Source organism: Bacillus sp. 196mf (genome assembly GCF_003217275.1).
GTDB lineage: Bacteria > Bacillota > Bacilli > Bacillales > Bacillaceae_G > Bacillus_A > Bacillus_A thuringiensis_S.
This window is the reverse complement of the sequence record NZ_QJTG01000001.1, coordinates 94533-110566: the sequence shown is the minus strand read 5'-3', so window position 1 is coordinate 110566 and position 16034 is coordinate 94533. Positions and strand designations below refer to the sequence as shown.

Here is a 16034-nt window from a genome sequence, read left to right as displayed (position 1 = left end):
GTTACACCTCGAATTTATAGCCTACACCCCAAACAGTTTGAATGTAGTTTCCACTTTCTCCAAGCTTCAAGCGCATCGTTTTCACGTGCGTATCTACTGTTCTTGTACTTCCGGCATAATCATATCCCCATACCTTTTCAAGTAATTGCTCCCGGCTAAATACTTGTCCTGTATGCTGGCAAAGAAAATATAGTAAATCAAACTCTTTTACAGTAAGAGAAATCGACTCACCATCCGCCTCGATTCTTCTACTTTTTTCATTGATAAGAATTGGTCCAAATTGAATCTCTTCTTGCTGTTCTTGTTTTGTATATCTTCTTAACACAGCTTCCATACGGGCAACCAATTCACCAGGACTAAACGGTTTTACAATATAATCATCTGCTCCCATACGTAAACCGTTCACCCTATTCCACTCTTCACCTTTTGCGGTTAAAAATATAATCGGTACATCTGACGTTTTTCTAATTTCTTTACAAACTGAAAGTCCATCCATTTCTGGCATCATAATATCTAATACAACGAAATCATAATGATCCGTTTCTAGTTTTTTAAGAGCCTCTTTTCCATTCTCAGCTTCTCCCCACTCATATCCAAAGTTATCCAAATACATTCCAACAAGCTGCCTCATATCACTTTCATCATCTACAACTAGTACTCTATATTTATTCATTGTCCTTCCCTTCCCTCTCTATGAGTTGAAACGGTCCTTTTCCGACTTTAATTGTTTGTTTTATTTTCAAATTCTTCATATCCATAACGCACACTTCATCACTATCATAACTGGCTACATATCCTTCTGCTCCGCTCTCCAAAAATGCAAATGGATTCGACCCTACTTCTACAGAAGCTATTTCTTTATATGTGCTAATATCAAACTTTCTAAGTGTATTCGATCCATGACTGAGTGCATATACGTACTTACTATCCTTCTTTATATTCACAGGCATAAATGGAGCGTGTAAAGAACGCACCATTTCTCCACTCTGTAAAGAATACACTAACACTTTCTCATTTACTTGATTTCCATCACCATGTCCGCCAATCCATATTTCTTTCCCATCAGGACTAATCGTCGCTCCTGTTGATGCTGGCGGAATCATAAAGGATTGAATAACTTCTTTTTTCTTCGTATCAATTGTCGTTAGTTTCGTATCATAAAAGTTTAGTACAGATAACCGATTCTGATACTCTACCATCGTTATAGGCCCTTTTCCTGTTGAAACATTTCCTGTCTCTTTCCCATTTATCGTAAAGAACCTTACCTTTTGAGCATTTTGATCAGCAGCAAATAATTGTTTTTTATCTGCTGATACGACCACATTTACAATGCCTTTTCCAGTTTTATATTTTTCCACTTGCCTTCCTTCCGTTAGTGAATATACATACATATATTCTAATTGCTTACCGTATACAAGTATTTCCTCACCATTTGGAAGCAGTGTGATTCCGGCCATTGGCTCATTTAGTTCCCATGTCGTGATTAACTTTTTATCTTTTTTATCAATAAAACTAATACTGCCTTCTTTTATATTCGTTGTTATAATAACATTTTTATCTTTAGCAATTGGTGTATACGAACTTCCTTGACACCCTACTAATAGAAATAAAAAACAGAGAAGAAAAACATACTTCCTCAAAAGATTCCCTCCATCTTCGGATGATTTCGTTATAATTGTAAAATAACAAATAAATGTGTGGAAAGTGTGAAATTTTCCTTTCTTACTCAATTTACATATATAATGTACAACAAATAGAATTTGAGGTGTGTCAATTATGCTATTTCCTGATTTAGCGAGTAAAATTGTACGAGAAGTACGCAGACTAATTACAGAAAATATTATTATCATTAATATAGAAGGCGTTATTATCGCAAGTACAGATACAGAAAGAATTGGTCAATTTCATGAAGGTGCACTCCGCTGCGCCAAACAAAAGAAAACCGTCATCATTACAAAAGAAGATGAAAGGCGATTGCAAGGTGTAAAGGCTGGGATGAATCTTCCTTTATTATTTCATGATGAAGTAATTGGTGTCATTGGAATTACAGGAGAACCTGAAAATATTTCACGCTACGGCGAAATATTGCGTAAGATGACCGAATTATTAATTCATGAAAACTACTTTTTAGAGCAACTAGAACTTGAGCACCGTTCTTATGAAGCTTTCGTCTTTGATTGGCTTCAAAATACAGAGTGGTCCCCGAGTTTTCTTGATCGCGCCAAAACACTTGGCATTGATTTATATAAGAAAAAACAACTTATTTTGTTTTCTATTGACAAAAATGACACGATGCTCCAGCGTAAAATATGGCAACACATACGTAATATTTTAACAAAAGAGCATCTATTTGTTCGTTGGGGAAATGATCGTTTTATTTTATTTACAGCAACGAGCTCCAAAGAGCAAACTTATCAATTTTTAAAACGTTTAAAACAAGACTGCGAAACTTTATTTTCTATTCCTTTATATATCGGGATTGGACAAACAGTTACCTCAAACAATATGAACATATGTTACGAACATGCATTACGCGCTCTTTCTGTATCATTGGAAACGAAAAAAATTGTATTTAATGAAGATTTACGTTTAGAAATGTGTTTACAAGATATTTCTGCCGAAACGCGTGAACAATTTCTAGAGCGTACCATCGAAAACTTATTATCATTTCCTGAGCTTATGCATACTTTGCGCTTATTTATCGATTATAACCAATCTTATAAACAGACGGCTAAACAATTACATATACACATTAACACATTACATTACAGGCTAAAAAAGATTGAAGAACATACAGGACTTGATCCAAAACAATTCAAAGACTTAAACGTTTTATACTTCGCACTCCTCCTATTAGATGATCATACAAAAAAGAACGATAAAACAGATTAATCTTTAGATGATTATACATAGAAAGAATCCCTCGACTTTTTTATCATTATAATGAAAGCACTGTTACCACGTTGTTTATTATAACTAAACACGTTAACAGTTTGAGGGGGATTTCCAATGTTAGAAAAGCAAATTATTCATTCATTCGTATCTATTGTTGGCGAAGATAATGTAGATACATCCAATATGGGGCGTTTAACTTATAGTTATGATGCCACTCCAAACTTCCAAGCAATGCCTGATGCAGTCATTGCTCCTCGTAATACAAATGAAGTAGCTGAAGTGTTAAAAGTATGTAACACTCACAAAATTCCTGTGTATGTGCGCGGGTCTGGAACAAATCTTTGCGCAGGAACATGTCCACTTGAAGGCGGTATCGTCCTTATTTTCCGCTATATGAACAATATTTTAGAAATTGATGAAGAAAACTTAACAATTACTGTACAAGCTGGTGTCATTACACTTGATATTATTAAAGCGGTAGAAGAAAAAGGTTTATTTTATCCACCAGATCCAAGCTCGATGAAAATTTCTACAATCGGCGGTAATATTAATGAAAACTCAGGTGGATTACGCGGTTTGAAATACGGCGTAACACGTGATTATGTAATGGGGCTTGAACTTGTCTTACCAAATGGCGATATTATTCGCACTGGTGGTAAATTAGCAAAAGATGTAGCTGGTTACGATTTAACTCGGTTATTTATCGGTTCTGAAGGAACACTTGGCGTGGTAACAGAAGCTATATTAAAACTTGTTCCTATGCCTGAAACAAAGAAAACAATGCTTGCACTATATGAAGATATTAATGAAGCTGCACGTGCTGTTTCTTCTATTATTGCAAATAAAATCATTCCAGCAACACTGGAGTTCTTAGACCAACCGACAATTGAAGTAGTAGAAGAGTTTGCGCAAATCGGTTTACCAACTGACGTAAAAGCAATTTTATTAATCGAACAAGACGGCCCGCCCGAAGTAGTCAATCGAGATATTGAAAACATGGCTAACGTTTGCCGCTCTATGAATGCAGTTGATGTTCGCATTGCAAAAGATGAAACAGAAGCAGATGCGCTTCGTACTGCTCGCCGTAGTGCTCTATCAGCGCTCGCACGATTAAAACCTACTACAATATTAGAAGATGCGACTGTACCACGTTCACAAATCGCTCCAATGGTTGAAGCTATTAATGCCATTGCAAAAAAATATAATATTCCTATTTGTACGTTTGGACACGCTGGTGATGGTAACTTACATCCAACTTGTATGACAGATGCTCGTAATGCAGAAGAAATGCACCGAGCTGAACAAGCTTTTGCTGAAATATTTGCGAAAGCAATTGAACTTGGTGGCACAATTACTGGTGAACATGGTGTTGGTGCAATGAAAGCTCCATATTTAGAAATGAAATTAGGTAAAGAAGGTATTGCAGCTATGCAAGGAATAAAGCAAGCTTTCGATCCAAACAACATTATGAACCCTGGAAAAATGTTCGCGAAAGACACTCGAAAAAGAGTGGTGGTTGAGCGATGACCACATTAAATAAAGAAAATATTCAAAAAGAATTTAAAGAACGATTAAGTGAAGATGAGCTACTTAACTGTATGCGATGCGGTTTTTGTTTACCTACTTGTCCTACCTACATTCAATCCGGATATAAAGAGTCACATTCACCACGCGGACGTATCGCATTAATGAAAGCAGTCGTTGATGGTTTAATCGAACCAGATGAAGATGTTGAAAATACATTAAACGTTTGTCTTGGTTGCCGTGCTTGTGAGCCTGTTTGTCCATCTGGTGTAAATTATGGACATTTATTAGAAGAGGCTCGAGATATTATTAATCAAAATAAAAAATTCTCAATGCCAGTGAAAGCTGTTCGAAAAGTCGTTTTTGAAGGATTATTCCCCCATCAAAATCGAATGCGAACATTAACCGGACTAATCGGATTTTATCAACGTTCTGGTTTACAAACGCTAACACATAAAACAGGTATTATGAAGTTATTCCCTGAAACACTTGCAACGATGGATCTCGTTTTACCAAAAGTCCCTAAAATGAAAGCCATGAAAGATCGTCCTTCATTTTTACCTGCAGAAAGTACAAAGAAAAAACAAGTTGCATTCTTCACAGGCTGCTTAATGGATACGATGTTTTTAGAAACAAATAACGCAACGATGAAACTTCTTCAATTAGCTGGTTGTGATATCGTTATTCCGAAAACACAAAGTTGCTGCGGTGCATTGCATGGACATGCTGGTGAAAAGAGTGGCGCAAAAGAATTAGCAAAGCGAAATATAAAAGCATTCGAAGATTTAAACATCGACTATATTATTACGAATGCAGGTGGTTGCGGGGCTTATCTCGTAGACTATGATTATCTTTTAAAGGATGATCCGGATTGGGCTGAACGTGCTAAGCAGTTTGTTTCTAAAATTAAAGATATTACTGCTATACTAGTAGAACTAGACTTCCATAAGCGAACTGACTTACGACTCACACCGCAAGTTATTACGTATCAAGACTCTTGTCATTTACGCAATGTTATGCGCACATCTTCTGAACCTCGTATGTTACTAGAGGCTATCCAAGGTGCAACATATCGAGAAATGAAAGATGCCGACCGCTGCTGTGGCTCTGCTGGTATTTACAATATTGTTCATTCAGAGTTATCAATGGAATTTCTAGATTACAAAATGGACCGTGTGCATGAAACAGACGCAGCAACCATTGTTACTGCAAATCCAGGTTGTTTATTACAAATGAAATTGGGCATTGAGCGAGAAGGGCTTTCTCATAAAATGAGAGGAATTCACATTGTGGATTTATTATTAGAAGCAATTGAAACTAACTCGTAATAACTCGTAACATACGTAATAATAGGAAAACGGCTATCTCCTTCGTCTATGTAAAGAGATAGCCGCTTTTTTGTCTGCTACAACATTAAAAATATGTTACTTTATTATAAAAAAGAACAACAGAAACATTACAGTTTTGTAAAAATCAATCCATTATATTCCTCAAAAAATTGCTCAAACCATTGATACAATAGGATTCTTCATTTTCTATTTAGGTAACTTTATCCAAAAACCCCCTCTTAAAGCCAAGTATAAAAACACTATAAATTCCTTTTATACTCTATATTTCTCTTATTTTTGCTCCCTTCTTCTCTTAGGATAAATTAGGTAATTTTAAAGTCTATGAATTTTTTTCCATCTTTTTTCTCGCAAATTGTATGCTACGATGAATTTGTCAGTCAGACAGGCTGTCAAAAACAAATCGTGTGAAAACAAATTAAAACTTTATATAGGGGGACACACATCATGAAAAAGCGTGTTTTATTATCTGTAGCTGCTGCAACAGCTCTTACTTTAGGAGTATCTTCTCTAGATGCACAAGCTGCAACAGTACAACCATCTAACATAAAGGTTCAAAATATTCAGCATTCAAAAATGATGATGAAGCAAATGAGCCAACAAGAACTACAAGCATTCTTACAATCTATGGGAGTTGAATCATTAGCACAATGGCAACAAGGAAACTTCCAACCAAACTGCTTCATTCCTGGTCAACAACCTACTGAAAATGTTGTAACTGAGCAACCAACAGCTAAGCCAGAAACTCAAAAGCCTGCTGAGCAAAAACCTGCCGAGCAAAAGCCTGCTGAAGAAGCAAAATCTTTAAGCGAGTTCGAACAACGTGTTGTTGAATTAACAAACGCTGAGCGTGCAAAACAAGGCTTACCAGCACTAAAAATCGATACTGAATTAAGCAAAGTAGCACGTATTAAGTCTGAAGACATGCAAAAAAACAACTACTTTGATCATAACAGCCCTACATACGGGTCTCCGTTTGACATGATGAAGAAATTTGGTATTTCTTATACATCTGCAGGTGAAAACATCGCTCAAGGCCAACGTACACCTGAAGAAGTGGTACAAGCTTGGATGAACAGCGCTGGACACCGTGCAAACATCTTAAATAACGGCTTCACTCACATCGGTGTTGGTTATGTAGAAAGCGGCAACTACTGGACACAACAATTTATTACAAAGTAAATAGATTAAAAGAGTCTTCTCATAATGAGAAGACTCTTTTTTAAGTTTCATAACTTTCTATTATGTATGAATAGAAAATATATAACATAAATAGCATAGATCCACAGCTTATTACACTAAGCAATACATAAAATCCCCACTCTAAGTTCAAAAACAATGAAAACAATATGCCACATGCCATCACTTGAAAAATCTGTCTACTTACTAAACGAATTTTTTGTAATTTAATTGGGTCTTTTTCTTTGCCTTTTATTTTCTTAAATTCTTTACTCAGCATAAAAAGAAACATACTAATCCCAATCGTTAATCCTGTTTGAAAGGATATCAAATCCTCAAAATTAATAAAGAGGATAAGCATATGAATAAACAACATAAATAACGTAATTTTCTTTATAAATCCGTCTATAATACCATGCTCTCTTTCATTAAACTTAAATATATTATGTGAAATAATATACAAAAATCCATATGAAAAAATAATAAAACAAGGAATAAATGCTACAACAACTTGTTTACTCATAAACTCGTTTGGCTCACCATTTACATTCCAATGTACTGCCATACGAGTTGGTAAATAGGGATAGAGACATAGAGTAACTAAAAGACAAGCGAAAAATATTCCAAGTACATACTTATATTTGATCAAGTGATTCTCACCTCTCTTTTCTCTTAACGGCTTCGCTCCTTTTAGAGAAATCCCTGCAAAAATCTACTTTTTTCAAATTAAACCTTATACTTTACGCATTTTCTTTTTGAAATTCTCTTATTTTATTATCTAACTTTGTAGGAAACGGCACATCAACTTCAATCGCTTCTTTCGTAATTGGATGCAAGAAATTTATCTTCATCGCATGCAATGCTTGACTGGACATATATTTTGTTTGTCCACCATATAATACATCCCCAACTAGTGGATTACCATTATGGCTCATATGAACACGAATTTGATGCGTTCTACCCGTTTCTAATTGTAACGTTACGAAAGTCGTGTTTTGCTTCTTAAAATACTTTTCTACTTTATAATATGTGATAGCTTGGTCACCTTTTGGAGAAATACGACGCCTTGTAGCATGATGGCGATCCCTTCCAATAGCAGCATCAATCGTTCCTTGTTTCTTCTTTACTTTCCCTTCAACGAGCGCTGCGTACGTCCTTTTAATTTTTCGTTCCATTAATAAACGATCCATAATTGCACCAGCAATTCTATGCTTAGCAAATACGACACCACCTGTCGTATCTTTATCTAAACGATGAATATGACGCACCTTCGCCTCTAAACCTTGCATTTGAAAATGAAAAGCAACAAGATTTGCAAGCGTCCCGGTTCCACCTTTTTCAGCAGGATGTGTGTCCATTTTCTCTGGTTTATTTACGATGAGTACGTGATCATCTTCGTATACTACATGCAATTCACCATATTCTGGATCCACACCGTACTCTTCCTCCGCAAACATATGAACTTGTAACTTATCGTTCTCTTTTAAAAGCTCATTCCATCTTCTTTGTTCTCCGTTAACCGTAACACCTTTTTCCATACGAAGCTGATGTAATAGCTTTTTCGGTATTTCCCATTCTACTTTTAATACCGATTCAATACTTATACCATTCCATTTAGCTGGAACGGTAATTTCACACCATTCGCCCTTTTTCTTTGTTTCCATACTGTTTATCACCTTATTTCTATTGATTCTCTCATTGTAACGGAAAACACACTTTGGTGCACCGTCAAAAATAGAGGACAGTCTTATAATAGACTGCCCCTCAAGCTCTAAGTCTTTTCATTTCTAACAATACTTCTTCAGCTTTTTGTTCATACGATAAATCTTTAAAGAAATCCGCCAACCTTTTATAGTCATTGTAAGCATCTAATAAATCGTCCATCCTTTCTATTTTCATCACTTGTTGTTTTTGTTTCATTTTTACTGGATAACGATAACCTGATACTTCTTTTATTTTGTAATACTCATCCTCTACTTGAACGACCTTTACAAGTTCTTCCTCCTCTGCATCCATCGTATACCCGTCAAATTCTCTAAGTAGTTCATAAATGATATGAGTCCATTCATCTTTTGGATAAAATCCCTTTTCTAACCGATAACCGACAATGCGATACATATGCCCATCGTTTTCTGCAAACTGTACTGTATCATTTAACTTAAACTTAAAATAACGAAACATTGCCTTCACCTACTTGTATGTAATGTTCTTATCACATACTATTTGCAAAATGTAGGTCTTGCTATTCATAAAAAAATGCTCATCAATATGATGAGCATTTTTTTACGATGATTTTTCTCGTTTTTTTCGAAATGGTAACCACCAATTCCAGTCTCCAAATAACTTCATTAAGCTTGGAACGAGCATAAGACGAATAATTGTTGCATCAAGAAATATTGCTAATGCCACGCCAAGCCCCATCTGCTTTACTGGTAAAATATCAGTAAATGCGAATGCACCCGTTACAACAATCATAATTAATGCAGCTGATGTAATGATTCTACTTGTTGAAACGAGCCCTTCTAACGTTGCTTGATCGTTATCTCCTGTTTCTTCATAGAGCTCGTGAATACGTGAAATAAGAAATACTTCATAATCCATACTAAGCCCAAATACGAGGCCAAAAATGAAGATTGGTAAGACAAACAGAACCGGACTCGCTTCTAAACCGAAATGACCACCTTCAAATAACCAAACAACAATTCCAATGGTTGCACTCAAACTAAGTATATTCATAATAATTGCCTTAATTGGAATGAGTATAGATCGGAATGCAAATAATAATATAACAAAGGTCGATCCAAATATAACAGACATACCAATTACAACTTTATCTTTAATTTCATCTTCTAATTCTTGTTGAAACGTCGTCATTCCGCCTAGATAATACGTAACATTCGTTTCTTTATAGTTCTTTTTAAAGTCACGCACCCACTGTTTTGCAGTCTCTGTACGTGGTTTTGTTTTCAAAAAAACTTCTATCGTCGTCTTATTCCCTTTTGTGTATGCTTCAAATACAGGAGTTAGTTTTGCTGCTTCTGGCGACTGCAATATTCCAGCAACTTGATCTGCTTTCATTCCAGTTAACCCGTCGTATAAACTTCTTACTTCATGTACTTTTTTATCATCTTTTAACTTTTGAACGACTTCTTCTATCTTTTGTAGACTTTCTTTTTCTTTCATATCTTTTTTCGTCTCTACAACTAACGTAACATCAGCGTGTGTTTTGACAGTTTTATTAAATGCTTCTTCATACTTTTCATATGCAATCCTTGTATCACTCTTTTCAGGTAAAGCTTCAACACTAGGGAACTGCAAATTAGCTGTACGTAACGGTAATAAGCAAATAACAATAAATGTTGTAACAACAACAATCATTGCAATTGGATGTTTCATCACAAATTGTGCAAATTTACGCCATGCTTTTGCCGGCGTATGTGCTACTTGATTCTTTTTTAATATTTTTTTACCGATTAACGATAATAACGCTGGAAGAAGTGTGAGTGAGAATAAAATACTCATAATCACAACAATCATTCCGCTAATTGCGACAGATTGAATATAATCTATCTTAAAGAAAAACAAACCGGATAACCCAACAAATACGCATAATCCTGAAAATACAATTGCACGTCCTGCCGTCTGATATGTAATTGCTATCGCTTCTTTTACCGTTCGTTTAGCAACTTCCTCTCGAAAACGGTTCACAAATAATAGCGCAAAATCAATAGATAGTGCAAGTCCAATCATCGGTGCAACGTTTAACACGAAAATAGATAGTTCTTTATCCACACCGATGAAATACAATATACCCATCGTGCTAATAACACTAAGCGCTCCATTCAAAATCGGTAAAATTGATGCCAAAAGGCTACCAAACGAAAATAGTAATACAAGAAACGCAATTGGTAATCCAATCATTTCTGCTACTTTTAAATCATTTTGCGTTCTTTCATTAATCTCTTGATTAATTTTCGGAAATCCTGTAGGTGTTACTTTTAATGCTACATTACTTTCTTTCTCAATCTCATTAGCAAATTGTAATGTCTTTTCCATTCTTTCTTTATTTGTTTTCCCGGAAAATAAAATTGTCGCATAACCGATGTCATCTTGTAGCATTTCTTTATTTTGGATTGGGTGATGGAAAGATTCATAGTTCTCTTTCTCTTGAACATTCTTTACAATTTCATCTATTCGCTTTTTAAATTCCTCATGCGAAGCATCTTGATTTTTCTCAAAAACGAGCAGAAGCGTATCTTGAGACTTCTTAAAATCTTTATCTAAAATTTCTTTTGTTTTTTGATAGTCTCCTTCCGTTTGGAAACCGTCACCACCTAATACTCCCGGTAGCTTTGGAGCAAAAATCCCAAGTGCGATTGCAAGCAACAGTAACGCTACAATTACTGTATAACGAAATTGATACAAAAAAGCTCCTAACTTCCCCCACTTATCAACTTTATGAACATTTGTCTTCACACATTTTCACCTACTTTAAATAATTCAATTGTCACTTATACTGTATCATATCTTTATACAAACAAAAAACGCCTAGGAACACTATAATGATAGTTTTTCCAGGCGTTTTTTCTATCTCTCTTTATTAAGCCCCAATCTCTCAGTAAGTAAACGATGATAGTAAATAGCGATAACTAACAAAATACCACCTACGCAGTAACCAGCTAAAATATCAGTTGGGTAATGTACATTTAAAATGACTCTACTTAATCCAATCGATAGGATTACTATACCCATCAAAATCGTTATGACACATTTCCCAGCTATGCTTTTCAAATTAGCAGCAATGATATAAGCAAGAAATCCAAATGTCATAATCGATAGCATTGCATGTCCACTAGGAAAACTATATCCAAGTGCATCTAACGCTTCATTTAATGACGGACGTTCTCTCTTTACAATCTCTTTTATCCCTTTATTCACAAGATGTGTTATTAAAATTCCCATTGGATACACAATCATCGCAGCATAATAACGCTTCTTCCAAAAAACAAGCAAACTTATAACGAGCGTAGCAGCTATCCCAATTGCTGACCCCAATTTTGTAAAGTACGAGAAAAATGTAAGGGAACTTTCCGTTTGTAGCCCTTTTACTAATCCGCGGACATATGTATCCATTACTGTAACGCCACCTGCATGTACGCGCCAAGCAACAATACTAAATACAGCAAATAATAAACCGATACATATTACCTCATACTGATGTAACTTCTTCTTCAAACGATTTCCTCCTACTATGAAAAAATGCGATTTCTACTTTAGAAACCGCATTTTCTTACTTATTTACCTTTTGTTTTTAGCTCTGTCCAGTAACGATCATAGTCTTTTAACTTATCGTCTACATCAACAAGCCATTCTGTACGATCTAACTCTTCTTTCGTTAAGAAAATCATGTGATTATCACGGTATTCTTTACTATGAAGAGGATGAGCTTTTTCATTTGGATTACTGTAACCAATTGACTCGTAGTTTTTCACACTTACTTTTTCATCAAGTAAGTAGTTCATAAACTTCTCAGCAAGCTCTTTATGTTTTGCACCTTTTGGAATTGCTAACGTATCAGCCCAAATTGTGCCGCCTTCTTTTGGTACAACGTATTCTACATCTTTATTATCTTTTGCGATAAATGCTGCATCTCCAGACCAAACTGTTCCGATCCAAGCATCTTCTGTAATGAATTTTTGTTTAATGTTATCTGTATCAAATGCTAATAAGTTTGGAAGCAGCTTCTTTAAATCATCTGCTGCTGTCTTTAACTCTGCATCTTCTTTCGTACTGTTTGAGAACCCGTGCTTCTTAAGACCCACTCCTAATACTTCACGAGAATCGTTTAATAACGTTACATGTCCTTTATATTTCTCATTCCATAAGTCAGCCCAGCTTGTAGGTGCTTCTTTCACATACTTTTTATTGTATGCAATCCCTGTTACACCCCAAGTGTACACTAAAGAATATTTATTCTCTGGATCAAACGCAGGTGTTTTGAAATTAGAAACCATGTTTTCGATATTTGGGATATTCTTTTTATCTAACGGCGCTAATAAATCCATTTTTGCCATTGTTTTAACCATGTAATCAGATGGTTGAATTAAATCATACTTTGCGCCACCAGCTTGTAATTTCGCAAGCATTTCTTCGTTACTTGCGTACTTATCATAGTTAATTTTCACATTATACTTCTTTTCAAAATCTCTTAGCACTTGCTCATCAAAATTGTCAGCCCAGCTATAAATATTTAATTCTTCTTTCTTTTCACCACAACCAGCAAGCACACCAGCAACAAGGCTAAAGCTAATTGCTGCGCCAGCTATTCTTTTCATTAATTTCATCGGTTTATTACCCCCTCGTACTTTCTATATCGTTCGTATTATAAAGGAAGGTGTCCTCCAGAGTTTTCTTCACCATCTGCACCTTTGTTACGGAAGATTTCAGATAGAACCATTAATCCTACGATAGCAACAATTAAAATTGTAGAAAGAGCATTAATTTCTGGTGATACTCCGCGCTTAACCATACTGTAAATGTATAATGGCAATGTTGTTGATCCTGGTCCTGATACGAAGAAACTAATTACAAAATCATCAATTGATAATGTGAATGTTAATAATGCTGCTGAAATAACTCCCGGTGCAATTGCTGGGAACGTTACAAAACGAAACGTTTGCCAAGGCGTTGCTCCTAAATCATTTGCAGCTTCTTCTAAGTCACGTCCCATACTTGAAAGACGCGCAGCTAAAATAACAACAACAAACGAAATACTAAATGTAATATGTGCAATAATAATCGTTGTTTGTCCAAGTTCCATTCCTAGCTGACTGAAAAGAATTAGTAAAGATAATCCCATTAAAATATCAGGAATTAAAATTGGTAAATATACAAGGCCATTAATAGCCCCTTCGAAACGATATTTATAACGATGTAAAGCAATCGCAAAGAATACACCAAGTACCGTTGTCACAATCGTTGTTATAACTGCAATCGTAATACTATTTACAAATGCATCAATAACATCTTGTTTTTGAAATAAATCTGTATACCAATGGAATGTAAAACCTTCCCACTCCGCATTAATGCGAGAGTCGTTGAAAGAATAGACCATTAAAACCATCATTGGAAAATACAAGAATAACAAAATTAACCAAGAATAAGAAACTAAAAACTTCTTCATCTTTGCCTATTCCCCTCCGTTCTCATTATATTTATATACTTTCGTTGCACGATAATATAAGTAAATTAACAGAACAGAGAATAGAACAACGATAATCGATAACGCAGATCCAAACGGCCAGTCACGTGCACCTAAGAATTGGTTTTGAATAACGTTTCCGATTAATGCTACTTTCGATCCGCCCATCACGTCTGATACAACAAACATTCCGATAGAAGAAACGAATACTAAAATAGAACCAGTCGCAATTCCTGACATTGTCATCGGCACTGTTATATTCCAAAATGCCTTTATTGGTGTTGCTCCTAAATCATAAGCCGCTTCTAGCTTACGCTTATCCAGCTGCTCAATTGCTGCATACACTGGTAAAATCATAAATGGTAATAAAGAATAGACCATTCCGAGTATTACAGAAGGCGTATTATATAATAAATTTAACGGTTCACTAATAATGCCGAGTTTTAATAACAACGTATTCACAAGACCTTGTGAACGTAAAATAACAATCCATGCGTATGAACGAACAAGAAAGTTAATCCAAAACGGGATCGTTGCCAATAATAAAAGAATAGAACGATATTTGCGGTCAACAATTGTAATTGTATACGCAAATGGATAACCAATTAATAAACATATTACTGTAGTAATAACTGCAATCTTAACAGTTTCCCATAACGTTCCTAAGTACAATGGATCAAACACACGGGATATATTCTCCAGCGTAAATTGCATTTCTACTGTCCCGTAAGCTCCGCGCTGCATGAAGGCGAATCCTAATACGAATACGAGCGGGATTAGGAAGAAAATTAACAGCCACGCGACTGTAGGTAGTGCGAGTAATTTCCCTTTTTTCAATTTAAGGTCACCTCGTCCTCTTGCTCCCAGCCTACATATACATTATCTCCAATGCTCCACTGCGCTGCCTCTTCAGCAGTTTGATATGCCATTAGTAATTCTGATGTTTTCTCATCACGTACATAAAGCTTCTCCATATTTCCGACAAACTCAATATCTTCAATATGTCCAAGATGGTATTCTTTTAAAATTGGTTCTTCAACCGAACGTACTTTCACATTTTCAGGGCGAATTGCTACATAGCCTTCCCCATTTTTCACAATATTATTTTCACCGATGAATGTCGCAACGAACAATGTTTTCGGCTTATTATAAATTTCTTTCGGCGTTCCAATTTGTTCGATATGGCCTTTATTCATAACGACGATACGATCGCTCATGCTCATTGCTTCTTCTTGATCGTGCGTTACGTATATAAACGTAATTCCTAAATTACGTTGTAAGTTTTTCAATTCACGTTGCAAGTCTTTTCGTAACTTAAAGTCAAGCGCTCCAAGTGGCTCATCTAATAGTAATACACGCGGATTATTTACAATCGCTCTTGCAATTGCAACACGCTGCTGTTGTCCACCAGAAAGCTTAGCAGGTTTACGATTACGGAACTCAAGTAACTGCGTTAAACGCATTGCCTCTTCAGCACGCTCTTTCTGCTCTGCTGCTGATACTTTCTGCATTTTCATACCAAAACAAATATTCTTCTCTACTGTCATATGCGGGAATAGTGCGTAATGTTGGAACACTAGGTTCATATGACGCTTATATGGCGGCAAATCGTTAATTCTTTCATCATCTAATAAAAGATTCCCTTTAGTTGGAGTTTCAAATCCTGCGATCATACGAAGTAAAGTCGTTTTCCCGCAGCCACTCGGCCCTAAAATTGTTAAAAACTCTCCCTCTTTAATATCTAAAGAAAGAGGTGGGATAATCACTTGATTTCCAAAATGTTTTTCAACTGCTTCAACTTTAATAATCTTTTTCATTTTCCCGTCCTATCTACCTTAAATTTTAAATTTTTATATTCATGAATAAATATTTATGTTCTATAGACTATT

At 35.5% G+C, this 16034-nt stretch carries 15 protein-coding genes; 4 read left to right on the top strand and 11 right to left on the bottom strand.

The genetic code is table 11. The features are described from left to right. Position 1: 1 nt before the first annotated feature. Positions 2 to 673, bottom strand: coding sequence for a response regulator transcription factor (locus ATL10_RS00575; protein ID WP_001046397.1), 672 nt, complete (start codon positions 671 to 673; stop codon positions 2 to 4). Next, the gene (locus tag ATL10_RS00570) at positions 666 to 1640 is read right to left on the bottom strand and encodes a YncE family protein (protein ID WP_110496236.1); all 975 of its coding nucleotides are present in this window, start codon (positions 1638 to 1640) and stop codon (positions 666 to 668) included. Before ATL10_RS00570 ends, ATL10_RS00575 begins: the two co-directional genes overlap by 8 nt. 127 nt (positions 1641 to 1767) lie before the next feature. Here ATL10_RS00570 and ATL10_RS00565 point away from each other — a divergent pair, with 127 nt between their 5' ends. The 4 genes from ATL10_RS00565 (at position 1768) to ATL10_RS00550 (ending at position 6947) form a co-directional block, all read left to right on the top strand. Continuing rightward, positions 1768 to 2892 carry a PucR family transcriptional regulator gene (locus ATL10_RS00565; protein WP_142669920.1) on the top strand — a complete coding sequence of 375 codons (1125 nt, stop codon included), beginning with the start codon at positions 1768 to 1770 and terminating at the stop codon, positions 2890 to 2892. A 117-nt stretch (positions 2893 to 3009) separates the two neighbouring features. Next, positions 3010 to 4422, top strand: a complete 1413-nt coding sequence (glcD, locus tag ATL10_RS00560; RefSeq protein WP_090975871.1) for a glycolate oxidase subunit GlcD — start codon at positions 3010 to 3012, stop codon at positions 4420 to 4422. Beyond that, the gene (locus ATL10_RS00555; protein WP_043936070.1) at positions 4419 to 5747 is read left to right on the top strand and encodes a (Fe-S)-binding protein; all 1329 of its coding nucleotides are present in this window, start codon (positions 4419 to 4421) and stop codon (positions 5745 to 5747) included. Before glcD ends, ATL10_RS00555 begins: the two co-directional genes overlap by 4 nt. Positions 5748 to 6212: 465 nt before the next feature. Further along, complete coding sequence (locus ATL10_RS00550; protein ID WP_110496232.1) at positions 6213 to 6947, top strand: CAP domain-containing protein; 735 nt, start codon at positions 6213 to 6215, stop codon at positions 6945 to 6947. Positions 6948 to 6987: 40 nt separating this feature from the next. Here the strand turns inward: ATL10_RS00550 and ATL10_RS00545 are convergent, their stop codons facing one another. The 9 genes from ATL10_RS00545 to potA form a co-directional block, all read right to left on the bottom strand. Continuing rightward, entirely contained in the window at positions 6988 to 7593 is a 606-nt protein-coding gene (locus ATL10_RS00545) for a DUF1648 domain-containing protein (RefSeq protein ID WP_097822211.1), read from the bottom strand. A gap of 91 nt (positions 7594 to 7684) precedes the next feature. Then, positions 7685 to 8608, bottom strand: coding sequence for an RluA family pseudouridine synthase (locus ATL10_RS00540; RefSeq protein ID WP_000448347.1), 924 nt, complete (start codon positions 8606 to 8608; stop codon positions 7685 to 7687). Positions 8609 to 8708: 100 nt separating this feature from the next. Then, a complete protein-coding gene (locus ATL10_RS00535) occupies positions 8709 to 9125 on the bottom strand; it encodes a histidinol dehydrogenase (RefSeq protein ID WP_098235223.1) in 417 nt (138 codons plus the stop codon). Between the two features lie 102 nt (positions 9126 to 9227). Next, the gene (locus ATL10_RS00530; RefSeq protein ID WP_097925277.1) at positions 9228 to 11420 is read right to left on the bottom strand and encodes an MMPL family transporter; all 2193 of its coding nucleotides are present in this window, start codon (positions 11418 to 11420) and stop codon (positions 9228 to 9230) included. Between the two features lie 111 nt (positions 11421 to 11531). Beyond that, complete coding sequence (locus ATL10_RS00525; RefSeq protein WP_053564950.1) at positions 11532 to 12179, bottom strand: phosphatase PAP2 family protein; 648 nt, start codon at positions 12177 to 12179, stop codon at positions 11532 to 11534. Between the two features lie 59 nt (positions 12180 to 12238). Then, positions 12239 to 13288 carry a spermidine/putrescine ABC transporter substrate-binding protein PotD gene (gene potD / locus ATL10_RS00520; protein WP_000772490.1) on the bottom strand — a complete coding sequence of 350 codons (1050 nt, stop codon included), beginning with the start codon at positions 13286 to 13288 and terminating at the stop codon, positions 12239 to 12241. A gap of 38 nt (positions 13289 to 13326) precedes the next feature. Further along, on the bottom strand, positions 13327 to 14127 hold the full coding sequence (gene potC, locus ATL10_RS00515) for a spermidine/putrescine ABC transporter permease PotC (RefSeq protein WP_000714190.1): 801 nt from the start codon (positions 14125 to 14127) through the stop codon (positions 13327 to 13329). Between the two features lie 6 nt (positions 14128 to 14133). After that, positions 14134 to 14982, bottom strand: coding sequence for a spermidine/putrescine ABC transporter permease PotB (gene potB, locus ATL10_RS00510; protein ID WP_000715500.1), 849 nt, complete (start codon positions 14980 to 14982; stop codon positions 14134 to 14136). Beyond that, positions 14979 to 15962, bottom strand: a complete 984-nt coding sequence (gene potA, locus ATL10_RS00505) for a spermidine/putrescine ABC transporter ATP-binding protein PotA (protein ID WP_000720333.1) — start codon at positions 15960 to 15962, stop codon at positions 14979 to 14981. The genes potB and potA overlap by 4 nt, the downstream gene beginning before the upstream one ends. Positions 15963 to 16034 lie beyond the last annotated feature (72 nt).

Bases quoted from the DNA above. Each gene is read 5' to 3' on its own strand.
- ATL10_RS00575 (WP_001046397.1), bottom strand. From the start codon at position 673: ATGAATAAATATAGAGTACTAGTTGTAGATGATGAAAGTGATATGAGG.
- glcD (WP_090975871.1), top strand. From the start codon at position 3,010: ATGTTAGAAAAGCAAATTATTCATTCATTCGTATCTATTGTTGGCGAA.
- ATL10_RS00555 (WP_043936070.1), top strand. From the start codon at position 4,419: ATGACCACATTAAATAAAGAAAATATTCAAAAAGAATTTAAAGAACGA.
- ATL10_RS00550 (WP_110496232.1), top strand. From the start codon at position 6,213: ATGAAAAAGCGTGTTTTATTATCTGTAGCTGCTGCAACAGCTCTTACT.
- ATL10_RS00540 (WP_000448347.1), bottom strand. From the start codon at position 8,608: ATGGAAACAAAGAAAAAGGGCGAATGGTGTGAAATTACCGTTCCAGCT.
- ATL10_RS00535 (WP_098235223.1), bottom strand. From the start codon at position 9,125: ATGTTTCGTTATTTTAAGTTTAAGTTAAATGATACAGTACAGTTTGCA.
- potD (WP_000772490.1), bottom strand. From the start codon at position 13,288: ATGAAATTAATGAAAAGAATAGCTGGCGCAGCAATTAGCTTTAGCCTT.
- potC (WP_000714190.1), bottom strand. From the start codon at position 14,127: ATGAAGAAGTTTTTAGTTTCTTATTCTTGGTTAATTTTGTTATTCTTG.
- potA (WP_000720333.1), bottom strand. From the start codon at position 15,962: ATGAAAAAGATTATTAAAGTTGAAGCAGTTGAAAAACATTTTGGAAAT.